The 20,038-nt window shown below is 71.2% G+C and carries 16 protein-coding genes; 9 read left to right on the top strand and 7 right to left on the bottom strand.

Annotation, left to right across the window (positions count from 1 at the left end; all coding sequences use genetic code 11):
- The first annotated feature begins 5 nt into the window (after positions 1-5).
- Both JMJ56_RS08555 and JMJ56_RS08550 read left to right on the top strand, forming a co-directional pair.
- Positions 6-2,822 (top strand): [protein-PII] uridylyltransferase, encoded by a 2,817-nt coding sequence (locus JMJ56_RS08555; protein ID WP_202831202.1) that lies wholly within the window; start codon positions 6-8, stop codon positions 2,820-2,822.
- Positions 2,823-2,878: 56 nt separating this feature from the next.
- Positions 2,879-3,160 (top strand): hypothetical protein, encoded by a 282-nt coding sequence (locus JMJ56_RS08550; RefSeq protein WP_043360560.1) that lies wholly within the window; start codon positions 2,879-2,881, stop codon positions 3,158-3,160.
- On the opposite strand, the gene JMJ56_RS08545 is transcribed toward JMJ56_RS08550, so the two are convergent.
- Positions 3,161-4,942, bottom strand: coding sequence for a chloride channel protein (locus tag JMJ56_RS08545; RefSeq protein WP_202831201.1), 1,782 nt, complete (start codon positions 4,940-4,942; stop codon positions 3,161-3,163).
- A gap of 484 nt (positions 4,943-5,426) precedes the next feature.
- Between JMJ56_RS08545 and JMJ56_RS08540 the strand changes: the two genes are divergently transcribed.
- On the top strand, positions 5,427-7,109 hold the full coding sequence (locus JMJ56_RS08540; RefSeq protein ID WP_202831200.1) for a methyl-accepting chemotaxis protein: 1,683 nt from the start codon (positions 5,427-5,429) through the stop codon (positions 7,107-7,109).
- A 79-nt stretch (positions 7,110-7,188) separates the two neighbouring features.
- Here JMJ56_RS08540 and JMJ56_RS08535 read toward each other — a convergent pair whose 3' ends face one another.
- Both JMJ56_RS08535 and JMJ56_RS08530 read right to left on the bottom strand, forming a co-directional pair.
- Complete coding sequence (locus JMJ56_RS08535; protein ID WP_202831199.1) at positions 7,189-7,419, bottom strand: hypothetical protein; 231 nt, start codon at positions 7,417-7,419, stop codon at positions 7,189-7,191.
- 5 nt (positions 7,420-7,424) lie between these two features.
- Complete coding sequence (locus JMJ56_RS08530) at positions 7,425-8,186, bottom strand: TSUP family transporter (RefSeq protein WP_202831198.1); 762 nt, start codon at positions 8,184-8,186, stop codon at positions 7,425-7,427.
- 68 nt (positions 8,187-8,254) lie between these two features.
- On the opposite strand from JMJ56_RS08530, the gene JMJ56_RS08525 reads away from it, so the two are divergent.
- Together JMJ56_RS08525 and murJ are read left to right on the top strand one after the other, a co-directional pair.
- A complete protein-coding gene (locus JMJ56_RS08525) occupies positions 8,255-9,151 on the top strand; it encodes a LysR substrate-binding domain-containing protein (protein WP_236037562.1) in 897 nt (298 codons plus the stop codon).
- A gap of 21 nt (positions 9,152-9,172) precedes the next feature.
- Positions 9,173-10,717, top strand: a complete 1,545-nt coding sequence (murJ, locus tag JMJ56_RS08520) for a murein biosynthesis integral membrane protein MurJ (protein ID WP_202831197.1) — start codon at positions 9,173-9,175, stop codon at positions 10,715-10,717.
- A gap of 15 nt (positions 10,718-10,732) precedes the next feature.
- Here murJ and JMJ56_RS08515 read toward each other — a convergent pair whose 3' ends face one another.
- From JMJ56_RS08515 to JMJ56_RS08505, 3 genes are read right to left on the bottom strand one after another with little or no spacing between them, the layout of a single operon-like run.
- On the bottom strand, positions 10,733-13,300 hold the full coding sequence (locus JMJ56_RS08515; RefSeq protein ID WP_202831196.1) for an MMPL family transporter: 2,568 nt from the start codon (positions 13,298-13,300) through the stop codon (positions 10,733-10,735).
- 4 nt (positions 13,301-13,304) lie between these two features.
- Positions 13,305-14,960, bottom strand: coding sequence for a copper resistance D family protein (locus JMJ56_RS08510; protein ID WP_202831195.1), 1,656 nt, complete (start codon positions 14,958-14,960; stop codon positions 13,305-13,307).
- Entirely contained in the window at positions 14,961-15,359 is a 399-nt protein-coding gene (locus tag JMJ56_RS08505; protein ID WP_202831194.1) for a copper resistance CopC family protein, read from the bottom strand.
- A gap of 184 nt (positions 15,360-15,543) precedes the next feature.
- On the opposite strand from JMJ56_RS08505, the gene ispH reads away from it, so the two are divergent.
- From ispH to JMJ56_RS08485, 4 genes are all read left to right on the top strand, one after another.
- Positions 15,544-16,488, top strand: a complete 945-nt coding sequence (ispH, locus tag JMJ56_RS08500) for a 4-hydroxy-3-methylbut-2-enyl diphosphate reductase (protein ID WP_202831193.1) — start codon at positions 15,544-15,546, stop codon at positions 16,486-16,488.
- Between the two features lie 125 nt (positions 16,489-16,613).
- Positions 16,614-17,786 carry an adenosyl-hopene transferase HpnH gene (hpnH, locus tag JMJ56_RS08495; protein ID WP_202831192.1) on the top strand — a complete coding sequence of 391 codons (1,173 nt, stop codon included), beginning with the start codon at positions 16,614-16,616 and terminating at the stop codon, positions 17,784-17,786.
- A gap of 93 nt (positions 17,787-17,879) precedes the next feature.
- A complete protein-coding gene (locus JMJ56_RS08490; protein WP_202831191.1) occupies positions 17,880-18,440 on the top strand; it encodes a NifU family protein in 561 nt (186 codons plus the stop codon).
- Positions 18,441-18,546: 106 nt separating this feature from the next.
- Positions 18,547-19,137, top strand: a complete 591-nt coding sequence (locus tag JMJ56_RS08485; protein WP_202831190.1) for a malonic semialdehyde reductase — start codon at positions 18,547-18,549, stop codon at positions 19,135-19,137.
- 6 nt (positions 19,138-19,143) lie between these two features.
- Here JMJ56_RS08485 and JMJ56_RS08480 read toward each other — a convergent pair whose 3' ends face one another.
- Positions 19,144-19,866 carry a response regulator transcription factor gene (locus JMJ56_RS08480; protein ID WP_202831189.1) on the bottom strand — a complete coding sequence of 241 codons (723 nt, stop codon included), beginning with the start codon at positions 19,864-19,866 and terminating at the stop codon, positions 19,144-19,146.
- Positions 19,867-20,038 lie beyond the last annotated feature (172 nt).

The following is a 20,038-nucleotide window of genomic DNA, read 5'->3' as shown; positions in this document are numbered from 1 at the left end:
GGGGAATGACCGAAGCGGCGACCTTCCAGGCCCGGGGCCCCTCCCCCCGGCCCTCTACCCCGGCCGATGCGCCCGGGGTCCTTCCGGACCTGATCGCCGAGCTGGTGGCGGGCCCCCTGCGGCGCGAACAGGCCCTCGATCTGTTGCGCGGCCATCTCGGCCGCATCCAAGGCCGGGTGCAGGACGCCTTCGAGAGCCATGAGCTCGACGGCCTGCCCGCCGCGCGCTGGCTGGCCGCGCTGGCCGATGGGCTGATGAGCGCCATCCACGCCTATGCCCTCGCCATGGTTCCGCCGCGCAACGCGGCGGAGGAGGCCGAGGCACCCTTCGCCCTCGTCGCAACCGGCGGCTATGGACGCGGCGTGCTGGCGCCCTTCTCCGACATCGACCTGCTCTTCCTCACCGATGGTCAGGCGGGGCCGAGGGCGCAGCGGGTGGTGGAGTTCATCCTCTACCTGCTCTGGGATCTCGGGTTGAAGGTCGGCCATGCAACGCGCAGCATCCGCGACTGCATGGAGGAGGCCGGGCGCGACGCGACCGTGCTCACCGCCCTCGTCGATGCCCGCTTCCTGGTCGGCGAGCGGCCGGTCTTCGAGCGCTTCGGCATTGCCTTCGACGCCGCGCGGAAGGAACGCGGCCTCGGCCCCTTCCTCGCCGCCAAGCGGCAGGAGCGGGCCGGGCGCCATGCCCGCTACGGCGACAGCCCTTTCCTGGTCGAGCCTCATGTCAAGGAGGGGCGCGGCGGGTTGCGCGACCTGCAAACCCTGTACTGGCTGGCCCGCTATGCCTTCGGCACCCAGCGCATGCCGGAGCTGGTCGGCGAGGACAGCCCGGGCGGCGGCCTCATCACCGAGCATGAGGCGCGCGCCATCCGCCGCGCCTGGAATTTCCTCTGGACCGTCCGCTTCCACCTCCATTACGTCGCCGGGCGGGCGGAGGAGCGGCTGACCTTCGACTTCCAGCCCGTGGTCGGCGCGCGCATGGGCTACACGCCGCGCGGCCGGCAGAACGGCGTCGAGCGCTTCATGAAGCACCTGTTCCTGACGGTCAGGGACGTGCTGCGGCTGACGCGGGTGCTGGAGCCGGCGATCGAGCGCGCGGTGCTCGGGGCCCCTGCCCTCCGCCGCCAGGGCGATGCGTCGCTGGCCGAGGCCGGCCTGGCGCTGGCCGACGGCAAGCTGGTGGCGGCGCCGCCCAACCGCGACTTCTCGCGCGAGCCGGTGCTGATGCTCCGCATCGTCAAGGCGGCACGCGACCGGAAGCTGGAGATCCATCCGCTTGCCATCCGCGCGCTGATCCGCAACGCGCACCACGCCGCCGTGCTGCGCGGCCAGGCGGAGGCGAACACCCTCTTCCTCGACATCCTCACCGGGCGCGATGCCGCGCTCTGGCTGCGGCTGATGAACGAGACGGGGTTCCTCTCGCGCTTCGTCCCCGACTGGGCGCGCATCGTCGGGCTGATGCAGTTCGACACCTACCATGTCTTCACCGTCGACGAGCACACGATCGAGGCGATCGGCGTCCTCCAGCAGATCGAGCGGGGCGAGCTGGGCGAGGTGGCGCCGGTGGCGAGCGAGCTGATCGGCCAGCTGCAGTCCCGCCGTGCGCTCTATGCCGCCTGCCTGCTGCACGACATCGCCAAGGGCCGCGGCGGCGACCATTCGGAACTCGGCGCGCGCATCGCCACCGAGATCTGCCCGAAGCTCGGCCTGACCTCGGAGGAGACGGAAACGGTCTCCTGGCTCGTGCTGCACCACCTGCTGGTCAGCCAGACTGCCTTCAAGCGCGACATCGAGGATCCGAAGACCATCCTCGACATCGCCGACCTGGTGCAGTCGCCGGAGCGGCTTCGCCTGCTACTGGTGCTGACGGTCTGCGACATGCGCGCGGTCGGGCCCAAGGTCTGGAACGGCTGGAAGGCGACGCTGCTGCGCGAGGTCTATTGGCGCGTGGCGGAAGTCTTGGCCGGCGGCCTCTCCGTGCCGGAGCGCGACGTGCGCGTGGCCCGCGCGCGGGATGCGGCGGGTGCCATGCTGGAAGCCTGGCCGGCGGCGGACCGGGAGCGGTTCCTCTCGCTCGGCTATCCCGGCTACTGGCTTTCCTTCGATGCGGAGACCCATGCGCGCCATGCCGCGCTGATCCGCGAGGCGGAATCGGTGCAGGCGCCCCTCACCGTGCGGACGCGGGTGATGGAAGCGCGGGCCGTGACGGAGGTGACGATCTATGCCGCCGACCATCCCGGCCTGTTCAGCCGCATCGCGGGTGCGCTTGCCGTCGCAGGCGCCAGCATCGTCGATGCGCGGATCCACACGCTGACCAACGGCATGGCGCTCGACACCTTCTGGGTGCAGGACGCGATGGGCGGCGCCTTCGATGCGCCGCACCGCCTCGCGCGGCTTTCCGTGCTGATCGAGCAGGCGCTGTCGGGGCGGCTCAGGCTGCGCGACGAGATCCGCAAGGTGCGGCGGGAGCCGGCTCGGCTGCGGGCCGTCACCGTTCCGCCGCGCGTCGTCTTCGACAACCATGCGAGCAATACCCACACCGTCATCGAGGTGAACGGGCGCGACCGGCCGGGTCTGCTGCATGACGTGACGGCGGCGATCAGCGACCAGGGGCTGCAGATCGCCTCGGCCCATATCACGACCTATGGCGTGCGGGCGGTCGATGTCTTCTACGTGAAGGATGTCTTCGGCCTGAAGGTGGAGAACGAGCGGAAGCTCGCCCCATTGCGCCGGGCGGTGGAGGCGGCGCTGACGCCGCCGGGGAGCGAGGGCGGCGGCATGGTCGCCGTCAACCCGCGGGCGGCTGCCGACCCCGCATGATCCCGCGGGCGGCTGCTGCGTTGGCTCTTCCGAACCCAGGAAGAAGAGAGACGCCCATGCCGCCGGAACCCGATCGCCGCAGCAATATCGAGCCGCAAGAGAACCTGACCAGCAGCCATGGCCCGCAGGCGCCGCAGCGGGACAAGACCCATCAGTACAAGCCCTCGCCGGGCGAAAACAACAACCGCACCGATGCGAAGGCGCCGGGCGGGCCGGTGAATATCGGCGTCAAGGGCGGGGTGCCGGATGACAACGGCCCCGAGGGCGCCGGGCAGGAAGAGGACCGCGCGACCGGGCTCGGCAAGAAGGACAGCACGGCGGGGCTGGCCCAGGAGTAGTCAGGCAGAGGCGATGCCGCTTTCCTCGTGGCGTCGCTTCTCCACTTCTTCGCCATAGCGGCGGAGGAGGTGGGCTTCGGTCAGCAGGCCGATGACGCGGCGGCCGGGCCCGTCCACCACTGCCATCGCCTCCGCCTCGGCCGCCTCGAAGGCAGACATGGCGATGCGGGCGTTCATGCTCGGCAGCAGCACGCGGTCGGTCAGGTGCAGCAGGCTCTCGATGCTGGCCTCGGGCGAGGCGGCATGGGCCTCCGGCACCGAGACGATACCCGCATAGCGGCCGCCCTCGCCCAGCACCACCGCCCGGCTCACCGCGCCGAGAGGGAAGCGCCCGCGGAAGGCGGCGAGCTCCATGGTCAGCGGCGCCGTCTGCACCTCGCGCCGCATCAGGCTGCCGACGGTAAGGTCGTTCACCCAGCCGATGTCGTGGGCGCTGCGGATCGTCTCGCCGCGCAGGTGGAAGCGCCAAGTGGCGAAGGAATAGCCGAAAAGCCGGCGCACGATCAGGCCGGAGACGGCGACCGCGGCCAGCACCGGGCCGGTGACGGCGAGGCTGCCGGTGGTCTCCAGCGCCAGGAAGGTCATCGCCAGCGGCGCGCCGATGACGGCGGCGCCGAAGGCGCTCATTCCGACGATGGCGAGGATCAGCGGGTCCGGGCCGGGCGGCGAGACCACCGCCAGCACGGCGGCGAAGAGCTTGCCGCCGAGCGCGCCGATCAGCAGCGAGGCGAAGAACAGCCCGCCGCGGAAGCCGCTGCCGAGCGAGAGGATGGAGGCCATGGCCTTCACCACCAGCAGGGCGAGGACGGGCCAGGCCGGCGCCTCGGTCATGAAGGCCATGTGCAGCGCGCCATGGCCGGCGGAGAGGGCGATCGGCGAGATCAGCGCCAGCCCGCCGACCGCGAGGCCGCCCGCCATCAGCCGAAGCGTCGCCGAGGGGATGAAGCGGGCGAGCAGGCCCTCGGTGAGGCCGACGCCGCGCATCAGAGCGATGCCGCCGAGGCCGGAGAGGGCACCGACCAGCAGGGCGAGCGGGTAGTAGACCGGATCGACGACGCTTGGCGCCGCCGTCTCCACCGCATAAGTGCCGGCCTCGAGGGCCCGGGCGACGAGGACGGCGCTGACGGCGCTCGCCACTACCGGGAAGAGGGCGGCGATGCTGTAGGTGCCGATCACCAGCTCGAAGGCGTAGAAGGCGCCGGTCAGCGGGGCGTTGAAGGCGGCGCCGATGGCGCCCGCGGTGCCGGCGCCGACCAGGATGCGCAGGTCGCCGCGGCGCAGCGAGAAGGCGCGGCCGAGGCGGGAGGCGAGGCCGCCGCCCATCTGCGTGTAGCCCGCCTCCAGCCCGACCGAGGCGCCGACGCCGTTGGAGAGCACCGTCTGGGCGCCGACCACCACGCCGTCCGTCAGCGAAAGGCGGCCGCCGCGGAGCGCATTGGCCTCGATCGGATCGACGGGGGCGCGCGGGCGCCAGCGGCGAATGATGCGGTTCAGCCCGGCCAGCGCCAGGCCGCCGAGGCAGGGGACCAGCAGGAGTTGCCAGGTGGGCAGGCCCGTGGCGGCGGATAGGCGGAGATGCGGTTCCAGTCCGTAGAGCAGGCGTTGCAGGCCATGGGCGGCGGCGCCCATCCCCCAGGCGAGGAGGCCGACGGCGATGCCGATCAGCACGGCGAGACCGACGACCGCGACCTCGCTGCCGCGGACCCAGCCGCGGGCGCGCGTCGCCAGGTGGGTCCAGCGGCGCAGCAGCAGCACGCGGCGGGGAAGGGCGAGCGTGGTCATGCCAGGTGTCATTGCCGCAATGAGGGGCGGCTGGCGAGGGGGCTTGTGGGGGATGCGGAGGCTTCAATGCTTCGAGATTTGAGGATGGAGGCGGGGAAGGTGTTGTTGCGGTTGGAGGTTCGCCAGGAGTTTAGGGTTTTAGGTCTTTAGCGCCGGTCCATCATGATATCGGCTTGGCGGTCAGGCCGGCCCCCGTCGGATCGCTACAGGGAGGGCGGAAAGAATTGGCCCTTCCGGATCCTCGGCATGTGCGGGAATGCAGAGCGGGGCTGGCCGTCAGGAGCGCTGCGGCTGCCAAGGTTGTGCCGTGTCCTGTGCAGGCGGGCCGCCCCGACGCGCCTTAACCTCGACTTCAATTCGATGCGCGACAATCACGGCTGCTGCTCCGGGTTGCCCGTGCGCGCCAGCGGGCCTCTCGCCAACCGCAGTATTCGTAATGGTGTGAGCTCAACCCGAGCAGCCCAAGGTCGTATCGGAAGCGAAGATGGTATTCATTCATCGTCTGAGTGTGCGGACCAAGCTGTTGGCAGTCTTCGGCCTCATGTTCGTGCTGATCGCGGGCATCAGCGGCTTCGGCGCTTTTCAGCTCCGCGCCATGAGCCGCGACGCCCTCGCCATCGAGGAAACCTGGCTGCCGGCCACCCGCGCCGTCGCCGAGATCAAGATTGCATTCAGCCGGGAACGGACCAGGGCGGCGCGGGCGCTCGGCACCCAAGACCCGAAGGAGCGCGCGAGCGCCCTCCGCGATACGCAAGCAGGCGGAGCGCAGGTCCTGGCCGCCACGGCGCACTACGAACGCTTCGCCACTTCCGACGAAGCCCGGGCACTGATCGGGCGCTTCCGCGAGCGGTACCGGCTCTACTCGGAGCATGCACTGCGCGTCCTGAACCTGCCCTTCGGCGACCATGACGCGGTGAGCGCCTTCAACAACGCCTTGGTGAGCGAGTGGCGGGCCACCCTCGCCATCCTGGACGAGCTGAGTGCCCTCATCGAGCGCGGCACGGTCGAGGCCACGACGCGCTCGCGGCAGACCTACACCAACGCCTTCCGGCTCGGCCTCGCCGCCCTCATGATCGTCGCCATTCTGACATTTGCCTCCGCCATGTGGTTCAACCGGAGCGTGGTGGCACGGGTCGTGCGGCTGTCAGGGGTCATGCGCCAGCTGGCGCGGCACGATTATGCGTTCGACCTGCCCTGCACGGCCCGGGCAGACGAGATCGGCGAGCTGGCCCGCGCCATGGACGAGTGCCGCAGCGGGCTGCAGGCAGCCGACGCGCTGGCGGCCGGGCAGGCGCGCGAGCAGGCCGCCAAGGCCGAGCGCGGGGCACGCCTGGACCGGCTCACCCAGGACTTCGAGGTCCAGGCGGGGGAGCTGGCCGGAGCCCTGGCCGCCGCCGCGACCGAGCTGCAGGCAACCGCCCAGTCCATGTCGCGTGGTGCAGGGCAGGCAAGCGAGCAGGCCAGCGCGGCCGTGGCCGCCGCCGAGCAGGCCGGCGCCGATGTGGACGCCATGGCCGCGGCGGCCGAGGAACTCGCGGCGTCGGTCGCCGAGGTCAGCCGCCAGGTCGTGCAGTCGTCGAAGGTCACGGCTCAGGCCGCGGCCGACGCTCGCCGCACCGACGAGACCGTCCACGCCCTGGCCGAGGGCGCCCAGCGGATCGGCGATGTGGTGCGGCTGATCGGCGACATCGCGGGGCAGACCAACCTGTTGGCGCTGAATGCCACGATCGAGGCGGCACGGGCCGGCGAGGCGGGCAAGGGCTTTGCCGTGGTGGCCTCCGAGGTGAAGACTCTCGCCGCACAGACGGCCAGGGCGACGGAGGATATCGGCGCCCAGATCGCCGCCATCCAGGCTGCCACTGAGGACGCCGTTGCCGCCATTCAGGGCATCGCGGGCACGGTCGGTGAGGCCAGTCAGATCGCCGGCGCGATCGCGGCCGCAGTCGAGGAGCAGGGAGCCGCCACGCGCGAGATCGCCCGCAGCGCGCAACGGGCCGCGAGTGGCACCCAGGAGGTGACCCGCAACATCGGTGGCGTCGACCTGGCCAACAAGGAGGTCGGGAGCGGCGCGGGCGATGTGCTCGAGGCGGCCGGCGAACTGTCCCGCCAGTCTGAACGCCTTGGCGCCGAGGTCAGCGCCTTCCTCGCAGGCGTCAAGGCCGCCTGACGTGACTCGCCTGGAGGTCGGGTGGAGCGGCAGCGCCGCTTCACTCGGTCCAGGCGCAGTTGATTTGTTTCCTATATATTCATTTTGCCTGAGCATCAAGCAATTCCCGCCCGCGCGCCGTCGCCACCACCTGCACGCCGCCCTTCGCATCGTGGGTGAGGGCGACGAAACCGCCATCCACCGCATCCTCCCAGACCGTCAGCCGGGGGCAGGAGGTGCGCCAGGCCTCCAGCACCTCATGGTAGGGGCGGGGTGCCACGGCGACGGAGGCCACGAGGTCGCGGATCAGCGGGGTGATGACGTCCTGCATGGGGGTCACTCCGGGAGGGCGAGGAGGGTGATGCCGTAAAGGATGTAGGTGCCGGAGACGGCGGCGATCAGCCGGTCGGTCCAGCGGCGGTACTGGGTGTCGGTCATCGCCTCGAGGATGCGGCGGGCGAGCGTGGTGCCGAGGATGGAGCAGAGCACGGCTGCGCATGCGATCCGCCAGTCGAGGCTGGCGGTCTGGCTGGCGAGGCCGCCGAAATAGCCGAGCTTCAGGGCATGGCCGAGGATCTGGCCGGCGGCCTTGGTCGCCACGATCTGCCGGCGGTCGAGGCCGCCGCCCCCCTCCTTCCTACCAAGGAAGAAGCGGTCGATGAGGGGGCCGGAGACGCCGGTCAGCAGCATCAGCGACATCGCGGCCGTGCCGTAGGCGAGGCCCTGGGCGGGGCTGTGCGGGTCGGGCGCGAGGCGGGCCGGCATCAGCTTGACAAGGAAGGGGGTGATCCCGAGGGCGAGCAGCGCCAGTGGCTTGTCGGGCACCCAGCCGACCAGGCTCCAGAGCAGCAGGGCGAGGCCGAAGCCGGCGCCGACCGCGAGCAACGGGCGCCAGAGGATGTGCTTCCGCCACAGCAGGCCGCGCCAGAAGTTGGAGGCGATCTGCGTGACGGCGTGGAGGGCCATCGCCTCCGGCAGGGGAAGGAGGGCGAGGAGGACGCCGATCAGCACCAGCCCGCCGGCCATGCCGAAGATGCCGGAGAGGAAGGCGGTGCCGAGCATCACGCAGCACAGCAGAAGGATGGCGAGGGGCGTCATGGCGCCAGGGATGCGCCCGTTGAGGCGCCGTCACAAACCGAGTTATGCTGCGCTGAGCCTCAGGAAAGTTGAGCCTGCCCGCCATGCGCCGGCTGCCCTTCCTCAACGGTGTCCGCGCCTTCGAGGCGGCGGGACGCACGGGCAGCTTCGCCGCGGCGGCGGAGGAGCTGCATGTCAGCCCGGCCGCCATCAGCCGCATGGTGAAGTTGCTGGAGGCGCGGATGGGCGTCGCGCTGTTCGAGCGGCGGGCCAACCGGCTGAGCCTGACGGCGGCGGGGGCGCGGTACCGTGCGGGGCTGACGGCCCTGCTCGACGGGCTCGCGGGCCTCACCGAGGAGGTGGCGGCGATGGGCGGGCGGCAGGTGCTGACCCTCGGCGTCGGGCCGACCTTCGCCATCCGCTGGCTGATCCCGCGGCTGGCCGACTGGCAGCGGCGGGAGCCGGGGATCGAGGTGCGGATCACCACCGGCGGGGCAGGGGTGCCCTATGCGGAGGACTGGACCTGCGGCATCCGGCTCGGCGACGGGCGCTGGCCGGGGCTGGTGGCGCAGCCGCTCTTCGCCGCGGACCTGACGCCGGTCTGCGCGCCGGGGCTCGCGCGGCGGCTGGGGCGGGTGGAGGACCTCGCCGGCGAGAGCCTGTTGCGGGTCGATCATGCGCCGGAGGACTGGCCGCGCTGGCTGGCGGCGGCGGGAGTGGCCGGTGTCGCGGCGGCGGGACCGCGCTTCGATTTCTACGGGCACGCCTTGCAGGCGGCGGCGGATGGCGTCGGGGTCGCCATGGGAATCCGGCCTTACATCGACGATGACCTTGCCGCCGGGCGGCTGGTCGCGCCGTTTCCGCGCTTCGTCTCCAAGGGGGGCGGGTGGTTCCTGGTGCATCAACCCTTCCGCGCGGGGGAGCCGGCCTTCGACGCCTTCGCGCGGTGGATCACGGGGATCGCGCAAGCCTCGCCGACGGGATGAATCCAGGCTACAGGGCGCGCCATGCTCAAAGGCGTCCTCACCGTTGGCGGCTGGACCATGGCCAGCCGCGTCCTCGGCTTCGCGCGGGATATGTTCATCGCGGCCCGGCTCGGGGCCGGGCCGATCGCGGATTGCTTCTTCGTCGCGCTGAAGCTGCCGAACCTGTTCCGGCGGCTGTTCGGGGAGGGGGCGTTCAACGCGGCCTTCGTGCCGGCCTTCGCGGGGACGCTGGCGGTGCAGGGGCCGCGCGTCGCGCAGCAGCTCGCCGAGCGGATGGCGGCGCTGATGACCCTCTGGCTCTCGCTGCTGGTCGTCATCGGCATGATCGCCATGCCGCAGCTGATGCAGGTGCTGGCGCCGGGCTTCTCGGACGACCCGGCGAAGTTCCAGCTCGCCATCGAGCTGACGCGGATCACCTTTCCCTATTTGCTGCTGATCTGCCTCACCGCGCTGGTCTCGGGCGTGCTGAACGGGCTCGATCGCTTCGCGGCGGCGGCGGCGGCGCCGATCTTCTTCAACCTCCTGTCCATGGCCTCGCTGCTGGTGCTCACGCCCTACGTGGCGACGCCGGCGCATGCGCTGGCCTGGGGCGTCACCGTCTCGGGCGCGGTGCAGCTCGCGCTCGTGCTGTGGGCCTGTGCGCGGGCGGGGATGGCGCTGCACTTCCTCAGGCTGCCGAGCCTGGCGCCGGAGGTGCGGCAGGTGCTGCGGCGGATGATCCCCGGGATCATCGGGGCGGGGGTGACGCAGCTTAACCTCGCGGTCGACGTCATCATCGCCAGCTTCCTGCCGGCGGGGGCCGTCTCCTACCTCTACTACGCCGACCGGGTGGGGCAGTTGCCGCTCGGGGTGATCGGCGCGGCGGTGGGCACGGCGATGCTGCCGCTGCTCTCGCGGCAGGTGCGGTCGGGGGAGAGCCTGTCGGCGCACCGGACGATGAACCGGGCGGCGGAGCTCTCGCTGCTGCTCTGCCTGCCGGCCGCGGTCGGGCAGGCGGTGGCGGCGGGGCCGATCGTCATCGTGCTGTTCCAGCGCGGCGTCTTCGGCCTGGCCGAGGCGGAGGCGACGGCGGCGGCGCTGGCCGCCTATGCCATCGGCCTGCCGGCCTATGTGCTGGTGAAGATCTTCGCGCCGGGCTTCTTCGCCCGCGGCGACACGGCCACGCCGGTGAAGGTGGGGTTCGCGGCCGTCGCGCTGAACCTGGCGCTGAACCTGGTGCTGACGCAGTGGCTCAGCCATGTCGGGGTGGCGCTGGCAACGGCGCTGTCGGCCTGGTTCAACGCCGTGGCGCTGGGCGGGCTGCTGTGGCGGCAGGGGCATTTCCTGCCGGACCGGCGCCTGCGGCAAAGGGTGCCGCGGCTGCTGGTGGCCTCCGGGGTGATGGGGGCGGTGCTCTGGGGGATGGAGTGGCTGCTCTTCCCGGCGGGGCCCGGCTTCCGCTTCGCGGCGCTGGCGGTGCTGATTCTCTCCGGCTGCGTCGCCTATTTCGGGGCAGCGCACCTGCTGCGGGCGGTCAATCTCGGCGAGGTCAGGGGAATGCTGCTGCGGCGAAGGCGGAAGGCGTAGGTCGCCCTCGCAACGCTACTTGGCGAAATTGTGCAGCAGGGCAGGCAGCGCCAGCAGCACCGTGGCCAGGACGGTGATCAGCGAGATCGCCAGCAGCACGCCCATGCTGGCGGTGCCGGGATGGGAGGAGAGGGCCAGAGTGCCGAAGGCGGCGCCCGTCGTCAGGGCGCTGAACAGCACCGCGCGGGTCAGCGCCGTGGGCAGCAGGGTGCGCTCCCCGGCCTGCCAGGCGACGACGTAGTAGATGTCGAAGGCGACGCCGATGCCGAAGAGCAGCGGCAGGGCGATGATGTTGGCGAGGTTCAGCGCCGGGCCGAAGACGGCGCAGATCGCCAGCGTCACCAGCCCGGCGAGCACCAGCGGGGCGAGGGCCAGCAGCGCGAGGCGCAGGCTGCGCAGGATCACCAGCAGCAGCAGGCAGGTCCAGGCGAGGCCGATGGCGCCGGCCTGGAGGAAGGCCTCGCGGATCGTCGCCGAGGAGGCCTGGATGGAGATCGCCATGCCGCTCGCGCCGGGCGCCACCGCCTCCACCGCAGCGGCGAAGCGGCGGAGGGCGGCGTTGTCGTCGGAAAGGTCGCGCGGCCAGGCCTCGATGCGCGCCTGGCCGTCGGCGGCGACCCAGCCGCGGCGCAGTTCGGGGGGGATGCCCTCCAGCGTCACCGGGCCGGCCTGGAGCACCTCGGCGAGTTGCGCGAGGGTCGCGGTCAGGCCGGGCAGCAGGGCCGTGGCGAGGCGGGCGCGGCCCTCGGGCGGGCCGGCGGCGAGGCGGTCGAGCGCGGTGGCGAACAGCCGGGCATCGGCGGCGGCCGGGCCGTTGCCCTGGGCGGCCTTCGCCAGGCCCGTGGCAAGGCCGCGGAGCGCGGCGGCGGTGGCGGCGTCGTCCGGCAGCGGCTGCACCTCGGGCGGGGCGAGCGTCGGGCCGAGCAGGTCGGCGGCGTCCTGGATCAGGGCGAGCTTCGCCGGCTGGTCCTCGGGGACGAAGCTGGCCAGCGTCATCACCCGGGCGACCTCGGGCAGCGCCTCCAGCCGGGCGGCGATGGGCCGGGCGGCCTCGAGCGAGGGGGCGAGGACGTTCAGCGTATTGGGCGTCGTCTCGGCCGAGTGCATCAGGTCGCGGAAGGTGGCGACCGCTTCGGATTGGGGGTCGCGCAGGTTCAGCGGGTTGAAGTCGAAGCTCAGCACCGGGAGGGTCGCGGCGGCGGCGAGGGCCAGGGCAGCGAGCAGGGCCACCACCCGGCGATGCGCCAGCGCACGCTCCAGCGGGGCGAGGGCGGCCCAACCGATTTCCCCCGGCTCGCCGGGCGGGGCGAGCAGGCGGAGCAGGGCGGGCAGCAGCGTGAGCGAGAGGAAGGCGGCGACCAGCATGCCGACGCCGGCGATGGCGCCAAGCTCCGAGACGCCGCGGTAGTCGGTCGGCAGGAAAGCGAGGAAGCCGCCGGCGATGGCGAGCGCCGCCAGCAGGATGCCGGGGCCGGCGGTGGCGCCGGCGGCGGTGAGGGCGGGGGCCAGCCCGCCCGCCTCATGCCGCTGCTCGCGGAGGCGGACGGCGTACTGGATGCCGAAATCGACGCCGAGGCCTATGAAAAGCACGGCGAAGGCAATGGAGAGCGGGTTGAAGGGCCCGATCGCCAGCGCGCCGAAGGCCGCCGTCGCCAGCAGGCCGAGCAGCAGCGTCGCCAGCACGGGCAGGATCAGCCGCCAGGAGCGCAGCGCCAGCCAGAGCAGCAGGGCGACCAGGGCGAGGGAGAGCAGGGTGTTGCGGACGGCACCCTCGGCGACGGAGGCGAATTCCTCGTCGGCCATCGGAATCTCGCCGGTCATGCGGAAGCGCGTGCCGGGGATGCCGAGGCGACTCGCGGCCTCGCGGATCGCATCGGCCGCGGTCGCGCCAGGGCTGAGGGCGGAGAAGTCGAGCCGCGGGCGCACCAGGACGAAGCGGCGCAGCGCCTGCGGGTCCGGCGTGCGGCCGGTGAAGAGGGCGCTCCAGTCGGGCGGCGCGGTGCGGCCGGACGCGGCGGCCTCGGCGGCGGGTGTGAGGGCCGACAGCGGAGCGGCGAGGTCGGAGAGCTTTGCCTCGCCACGCTCGATGCCTTGCAGGATCAGGCCGAGGGCGGTGGCGAGGCCGCGCAGGCTGGGGTCGGCGGCCAGCGTGCCGAGCAGGGGCTGGGCGGCGATGATGCGCTCGGTGGTCTGCCGCACCTCCTCCGTCTCAAGGAAGAGCAGGCCGTTGCGGCGGAAGAAGGGGAGGGCGTCCGGCCGCTCGATGGCGAGGAAAAGGTCCTCGCGGCGGGCCAACGCCTCGGTCAGGGCGGCGGCGGCGCGGTCGGCGGCATCGCCCGTCTCGCCATCGACCACGACGGCGATGATCCGCTCGCGCTGCGGGAAGGCTTCGGCGATGCGCTCCTCGGTCAGCCGCCAGGGGAGGTCGGCGGGGAAGAGTGCATCCGTATCCGTGTTCATCGAGAAGCGGCTGCCGACCGCCAGCGCGCTCAGCAGGGCGAGCGCCAGGGCGAGCACCACCACGCGCCAGGGCCTGCGGGCCGCGGCCCCGGCGAGGGCCGCGCCAATTCGCGGAAGCAGCACGGGTTCAGGCCTCGCGGTAGAGCAGCAGCAGGAGGCCGATGCCGATCAGGCAGGCCGGCCAAAGCCAGCGGCCGATCCGCGCCAGCTCCGGCGGGCCGCGCAGTTCGGTCCAGCGGGCGCAGCCGGCGACGACGGCGAGCAGGGCCAGCGGCAGGTGCGACAGCTCGATGAGCTGCGCCTCCTTGATGTTGGAGATGGCATGGGTATGCGCCAGCAGCAGCACGCCGCCGGCCAGCATCGCCAGCGGGAAGACGAAGCGCACCCGCCCGCGCAGCAGGCCGAGACGCACCGACCATTCGGAGAGGGCGAAGGCGACGACCAGCAGAGAGGCCAGCTTGTGCTGCACCACCTCCGGGTCGCGCAGGCTCTCCAGCAGGCCGATATCGCCGAGGGGCCAGGCCTCCGGGTCGGAGCGGACCAGCAGGAAGGCGGCAAGGCCGAGGAAGACCAGGGGCCAGTGGCGGGCCCAGGGGACGCGGCCCGTCGCATCCAGCAGGGCGGCGAGGCCGACCAGCAGGACCATGATGCCGGCCCAGTGGTGGTTGTACTCGCTCCAGGCGATGTCGGTGGCGTTGCGCGGGGGCAGCAGGCCCTCGCCCGGGGTGAAGGCCTGCGGGCGCTGGGCGGCCTGGCGCTGCTGCGCCTCGGCGTCGAGCTGGGCCTGGAGGGCGGGGATCGCCAGGTCGGCATGGTCCGGGCTGCTGAGGCGGGGCCATTCCGGCGTGAAGCGCTCGGTGATCTCGGCCCAGGTGACGCGGTCGTCGGGCAGGTCCATGGCCGGCGGCACGGAGGTGAGGGAGGCGGCGACGGCGAGCACGGCGATGCCGATCGCCATCTCCGCCTCGATGAAGCGGCGGAGGCGGAGCGTGCCGCCGGGCGAGGACGGGATGCGGTGGAGCAGGCGGTAGTTCATCGCCCCGAGCACCAGCAGCATCGCCAGCATGATGAGCTTGGAGGCGGCCATGGAGCCATAGGCGGTGCCGTAGACGGCCTCCGCCGAGCCGATGAAGCCGAACCAGAAGCCCGCACTCCCGAGCAGGATCAGCCCGACGCCGCCGGCGGCGAGGAGCGAGTAGCGCTGGCCGACCATCCGCGCCGAGGGGGGTGTCAGCCGGAGGGCGGCGACGAGGCAAGGCAGGCCGCCGAGCCAGAAGGCGGCGCCGGCCTGATGCAGCGCGGTGGCGGCGAGGAGCATCGCCCGGCCCTCGCTGCGGGCGATGGCGTGGCTGCCGAAGGTGACCGCGAGCAGCACCAGCGCGGCGACGCCGAGCAGCGCGGCGCGGCGACCGCGGGCGGGGGCCTCCTGCGGCAGGGCGAGGGCGAGGAGCACCAGCATCGCCAGCAGGTCGAGCCCGGTCAGCACCACGAAATCGGCGCCGAGCAGGGCGCGGGCGCCGATGTCGAGCGTCGCTGTCAGCGCGCCGAAGCTCAGCAGGCCGAGCAGGAAGGTGGAGGCGAGCGAGGCGATGCCGGAGGCCAGGACGGTGCGGCGGGCGATGGCGTGCAGGCGGGTGGCGTCGCCGGGCGGCATCAGCCGGCCGAGCGGCGCGGCGAGCAGCACCCAGAAGATCACCGAGCCGAGCAGGACGGTCCGCGCCACCAGCTCCATCGCATGGAGGATGACGCTGGCGAAGCCGTAGAGGTCGAGGAATTGCTCCACTTACGGGGCCTTCAGCGTGAAGGGGATGTCGCCGCGGGTGATGTGCCCGTCGATCGCCAGCACCTGCCAGCGCAGCCGCCACTCGCCGGGGGCGATCGTGGCCGGGAGGGACGCGGCGAGCACCACCGGGTCGCTCTCCTCGGCGATGGGGAGGGGGATCTGGGCATTGTCGGCGCCGATCAGCAGCAGGCGGCTGCGGGCGTGGTCGAGCCGGCTGTTGAAGCGGATCGTCACCTGGCGCGGGGCGGCGGCGAGGGCTGCGCCGACCGCGGGCTCCGAGGTGACGACGATGGCATGGGCGGCAGCCGGCCCCGCCCCCAGCAGGCTGAGCGGGAGGGCAAGGCTGGACAGGAGCGCCGCCAGCAGGGTGCGGCGGGCCAGGGACGCAGGCTGTGACATGGCACTCTCCGGCCGGGGAGGAATCGGCGCTGTCAGGCCGCGCGCTACTCCCCGGTTGCAACGCGGCGGCAAAGTGCAGCAAAACATGGGCAGCGCAAGATGCCGCGAGGTGGAACGATCGCCGCAGGCCCCAGGGGACAGCAGGGGACGCTGCCGGCAGCGATCAGGCTAGGGGGCGTTGCTGATGCGGATTGTTCTGGCGCAGCCGAGGGGTTTCTGCGCCGGTGTCGTGCGGGCGGTGGATATCGTCGAGCGGGCACTCGAGAAATATGGCGCTCCCGTCTATGTCCGGCACGAGATCGTCCACAACCGCCGGGTCGTCGAGACGCTGGAGGCCAAGGGCGCCCGCTTCGTCGAGGCGCTGGAGGAGGTGCCGCCGGGGGCGGTGACCGTCTTCAGCGCCCATGGCGTCTCCCGTGCGGTGGAGCAGGAGGCGGAGGCGCGCGGGCTGCCGGTGCTGGACGCAACCTGCCCCCTCGTCTCCAAGGTCCATGGCGAGGGTCGGCGCTATATCGCGCAGGGGCGGGTGCTGGTCCTCATCGGCCATGCCGGGCATCCGGAGGTGGAGGGGACACTGGGGCAGATCCCCGGCGAGGTTCACCTGGTCGCGACGGTGGCCGAGGTGGCGGCCCTGCCGATCGCCGCGGACCGGCCGGTGGCCTTCGTGACCCAGACCACGCTCTCGGTCGATGACACGCGCGGCATCATCGAGGCGCTGAAAGCCCGCTTCACGGACCTCGTCGGTCCTGATACGCGGGACATCTGCTACGCCACCCAGAACCGGCAGACGGCCGTGCGGGAGCTGGCGCGGCGGGTGGACGTGTTGCTGGTTGTAGGAGCTGCCAACAGTTCCAACTCTAACCGCCTCCGGGAGATCGGGTCGGAGCAGGGGGTGCCCTGCTACATGATCCCGGATGCCGGGGCGCTGCGGCCGGACTGGCTGCGCGGCGCGGAGGTTGTTGGTATCACGGCCGGGGCCTCCGCCCCGGAAAGCCTGGTGGAGGAAGTGATCGCGGCGTTGGGGCGGCTTGGCCCCGTCGAGGTCTCCGCCTTGCCGGGCATCGTCGAGGATGTGTCGTTCAAGCTGCCGTCGGCCCTCGTTGAACCCGAGGCGAGTGCGGCGTCTTGATCGGGGCCCTCAAACGCCGGGCGGGGCGCATCCGCGCCCCTTGGCTTCGCCGCACTCGCGGCGGGCCACGTTCGTGGCCTCGGCCCGGAGCTTGGCTCCCGGCCGTTGGTTAGGAGAGAGGTAGTATGGGTATCCCGCTGCGACAGCAGATGAAGGTCGGCGCCTATGTGCTCAAGCAGCACATGATGGGGCGGAAGCGCTATCCGCTCGTGCTGATGCTGGAGCCGCTGTTCAAGTGCAACCTGGCCTGCTCGGGCTGCGGCAAGATCGACTACCCGGACCCGATCCTGAACAAGCGCCTCTCGGTCGAGGAATGCCTCCAGGCGGTCGACGAGACGGGCGTGCCGGTGGTGGCCATCGCCGGGGGCGAGCCGTTGCTGCACAAGGAGATGCCGCAGATCGTCGAGGGGATCCTCGCCCGCGGCAAGGTCGTCATCCTCTGCACCAACGCGCTGCTGCTCGAGAAGCGGATCGAGCAGTACAAGCCGCATCCGAATTTTACCTGGGACATCCATCTCGACGGCGACAAGGACCAGCATGACTGGGCGGTCAGCCAGAAGGGCGTCTACGACCGGGCCGTCGCCGCGCTGAAGGATGCGAAGGCGCGGGGCTTCCGCGTCGCCATCAACGCGACGCTGTTCAACAATGCCGAGCCGGAGCGGATGGCGAAATTCTTCGACGACGTCACCGCCATGGGCGTCGATGCGATCATGGTCTCGCCGGGCTATGCCTATGAGCGGGCGCCGGACCAGCAGCACTTCCTCAACCGCCGGAAGACGAAGGAGCTGTTCCGTGGCATCTTCGCCCGCGGCAAGGGGAAGGGCTGGAAGATGGGCAACAGCCCGCTCTTCCTCGACTTCCTGGCCGGCAACCAGACCTACCACTGCACGCCCTGGGGCAACCCGACGCGGAACATCTTCGGCTGGCAGCGGCCCTGCTACCTGCTGGGCGAGGGCTACGCGAAGAGCTTCAAGGAGCTGATGGAGACCACCGACTGGGACAAGTACGGGGTCGGCAACTACGAGAAATGCGCCGACTGCATGGTGCATTCCGGCTTCGAGGCCTCGGCGGTGATCGACTCGATCAAGCACCCGGTGAAGGCGATGGCGCGGCAGATGCGCGGGCCGAAGACCGAGGGCGAGATGGCGCCCGAGATCGACCTGACGCACCAGCGGAAGGCGGATTTCGTCTTCTCCCGGCATGTGGAGCAGACCATGGCCGAGCTGAAGCACGAGCCGAAGCAGAAGCCGGTCCGTGGCGCGAAGCATGGCGGCACCCCGGCCGTGGCCGCGGAGTAGGCCAAGGAGGAATAGGCAGGGGGCGGGTTGCATCCCGGGCTAAAGCCGACCACGTTAGTCCGGAAATACGCCGCATCAGGCAGGATCTGACCCATGTTCATCGAAACCGAAGGCACCCCGAACCCCGCCACCTTGAAATTCCTCCCCGGGCGGGAGGTGATGGGCAGTGCGGGGACGGCCGATTTCGCCACTGCCGAAGCGGCGGCGCGCAGCCCGCTGGCCAGCCGCATCTTCGCGCTCGGGGGCGTGGCGCGCGTGTTCCTCGGCGGGGATTTCGTCACCGTCACCCAGACCGACGACGCCGATTGGGCGCTGCTGCGGCCGCAGGTGCTCGGCGCCATCATGGACCACTTCATGGGCGGGCTGCCGGTGCTCGACAGCGACGGCGATGCGGAGGCCGAGGAGTACGATGAGGCCGATGCGGAGATCGTCGACCAGATCAAGGAGCTGCTCGACACCCGGGTGCGGCCGGCGGTCGCGGGCGACGGCGGCGACATCGTCTTCCGCGGCTATCGGGATGGCGTGGTGCGGCTGCATCTCCAGGGCGCCTGCTCGGGCTGCCCCTCCTCCCGCGCCACGCTGAAGCATGGCGTGGAAAACATGCTCCGGCACTATGTGCCGGAGGTGGTGGCCGTGGAGCAGGTCGAGGCCTGAGCCTCATCATCCCTGGTGATGGTGATGATAGGCCCGGCGGGATTGGCGCTGGGCCGTGACGGCGCCATACCGGTCGGCATAGCGAAACCCTTTCACGAGGTTTGCCATGTCTGACCTGCTCGACGCCGCCGCGCTCGACACCCTCTTCCGTACCGCCCGCACCCACTACAAGTGGCAGGAGCGGCCGGTGCCGGACACCAAGCTGGCCGAGCTCTACGACCTGCTCAAATTCGGTCCGACCAGCGCCAACTCCTCGCCGGCGCGCTTTGTCTTCCTCCGCACGGCTGAGGGCAAGGCGAAGCTGAAACCGGCGCTTTCTGAGGGCAACCTCGAGAAGACGATGACGGCGCCGGTCATCGCCATCGTGGCGCATGACATGAAATTCTTCGACGAGCTGCCGAAGCTCTTCCCGCATGCCGATGCGCGGTCCTGGTTCGCCGGCAATGACGCGCTGGCGGAGGTGACGGCCTTCCGCAATGGGAGCCTACAGGGCGCCTACCTGATTCTCGCCGCGCGAGCCATCGGCCTCGATGCGGGGCCGATGAGCGGCTTCGACAATGCCAAGGTGGATGAGGCCTTCTTCGCCGGGACGAGCTGGAAGTCGAACTTCCTCGTCAACCTGGGCTATGGCGACGAAAGCGGGCTGTTCCCCCGCAGCCCGCGCCTGTCCTTCGACGAGGCCGCCCGGCTTGAGTAGGGGTGGCTATCCGGCGGCGGCGGGAGAGCCCGCCGCCGGGTCGAGGCGGTAGCCACCGCCCTCGGTCAGCAGGAGCCGGGCATTGGTCGGGTCCGGCTCGATCTTCTGGCGCAGGCGGTAGATATGGGTCTCCAGCGTATGGGTCGTCACCGCGCTGTTGTAACCCCAGACCTCGTTCAGCAGGATCTGCCGCCCCACCGGCTTGCCGCCGGCGCGGTAGAGGTATTTCAGGATCGCGCTTTCCTTCTCGGTGAGGCGGATCTTGCGGTTGCGGGCCTGCTCCATCAGCAGCTTCGCCGAGGGGCGGAAGGTGTAGGGCCCGACCAGGAAGACGGCGTCCTCGGAATTGTCGAAGACGCGGAGCTGGGCGCGCAGCCGCGCCAGCAGCTCGTTCAGCCGGAAGGGCTTGGCGATGTAGTCGTTGGCGCCGGCATCCAATCCGCGCACCACATCCGCCTCGGCATCGGCGCCGGTCAGCATGATGATCGGAATCTTCAGACCCTGGCGGCGGAGGCGCGTGCAGAGTTCCCGGCCGTCCCCGTCGGGGAGGCCGATGTCGAGCAGCACGGCGTCGAAGCGGTTCGCAGCGGAGGCGAGCATCTCCTCGGCCTCACCGGCCGTCGCGGCCTCGGCCGGGTCGAACTCGCCGTCGAGCGAAAGCTGCTCCGCCAGCGTGGCCCGGAGGGCGGCGTCATCATCCACGATCAGCAACGGGCGGGGGCCAGCCATGCCATCTCCCAAGGAAGGAATTCTTGTTAGTCTAGATTAGACCCAGTCGATGGCGAAGCTGTGGCGCAGTTGTCAAGCCATTGCACGCCGAAGGGCGGGTCGAGCGTGACCTGAAATCAATATTTCGCTCCGCCTATCGGTGTATGCCGTCTCGTTGCCACATTCATCAGGC

Source organism: Belnapia arida (genome assembly GCF_016773205.1).
GTDB lineage: Bacteria > Pseudomonadota > Alphaproteobacteria > Acetobacterales > Acetobacteraceae > Belnapia > Belnapia arida.
The sequence above is the reverse complement of the archived record's forward strand: the minus strand, read 5'-3'. Positions and strand labels throughout refer to the sequence as shown.

Excerpts from the sequence above, each read along its gene's own strand:
- JMJ56_RS08555 (WP_202831202.1), top strand. The coding sequence starts at position 6 with ATGACCGAAGCGGCGACCTTCCAGGCCCGGGGCCCCTCCCCCCGGCCC.
- JMJ56_RS08550 (WP_043360560.1), top strand. The coding sequence starts at position 2,879 with ATGCCGCCGGAACCCGATCGCCGCAGCAATATCGAGCCGCAAGAGAAC.
- JMJ56_RS08545 (WP_202831201.1), bottom strand. The coding sequence starts at position 4,942 with ATGACCACGCTCGCCCTTCCCCGCCGCGTGCTGCTGCTGCGCCGCTGG.
- JMJ56_RS08540 (WP_202831200.1), top strand. The coding sequence starts at position 5,427 with ATGGTATTCATTCATCGTCTGAGTGTGCGGACCAAGCTGTTGGCAGTC.
- JMJ56_RS08535 (WP_202831199.1), bottom strand. The coding sequence starts at position 7,419 with ATGCAGGACGTCATCACCCCGCTGATCCGCGACCTCGTGGCCTCCGTC.
- JMJ56_RS08530 (WP_202831198.1), bottom strand. The coding sequence starts at position 8,186 with ATGACGCCCCTCGCCATCCTTCTGCTGTGCTGCGTGATGCTCGGCACC.
- murJ (WP_202831197.1), top strand. The coding sequence starts at position 9,173 with ATGCTCAAAGGCGTCCTCACCGTTGGCGGCTGGACCATGGCCAGCCGC.
- JMJ56_RS08505 (WP_202831194.1), bottom strand. The coding sequence starts at position 15,359 with ATGTCACAGCCTGCGTCCCTGGCCCGCCGCACCCTGCTGGCGGCGCTC.
- ispH (WP_202831193.1), top strand. The coding sequence starts at position 15,544 with ATGCGGATTGTTCTGGCGCAGCCGAGGGGTTTCTGCGCCGGTGTCGTG.
- hpnH (WP_202831192.1), top strand. The coding sequence starts at position 16,614 with ATGGGTATCCCGCTGCGACAGCAGATGAAGGTCGGCGCCTATGTGCTC.
- JMJ56_RS08490 (WP_202831191.1), top strand. The coding sequence starts at position 17,880 with ATGTTCATCGAAACCGAAGGCACCCCGAACCCCGCCACCTTGAAATTC.
- JMJ56_RS08485 (WP_202831190.1), top strand. The coding sequence starts at position 18,547 with ATGTCTGACCTGCTCGACGCCGCCGCGCTCGACACCCTCTTCCGTACC.
- JMJ56_RS08480 (WP_202831189.1), bottom strand. The coding sequence starts at position 19,866 with ATGGCTGGCCCCCGCCCGTTGCTGATCGTGGATGATGACGCCGCCCTC.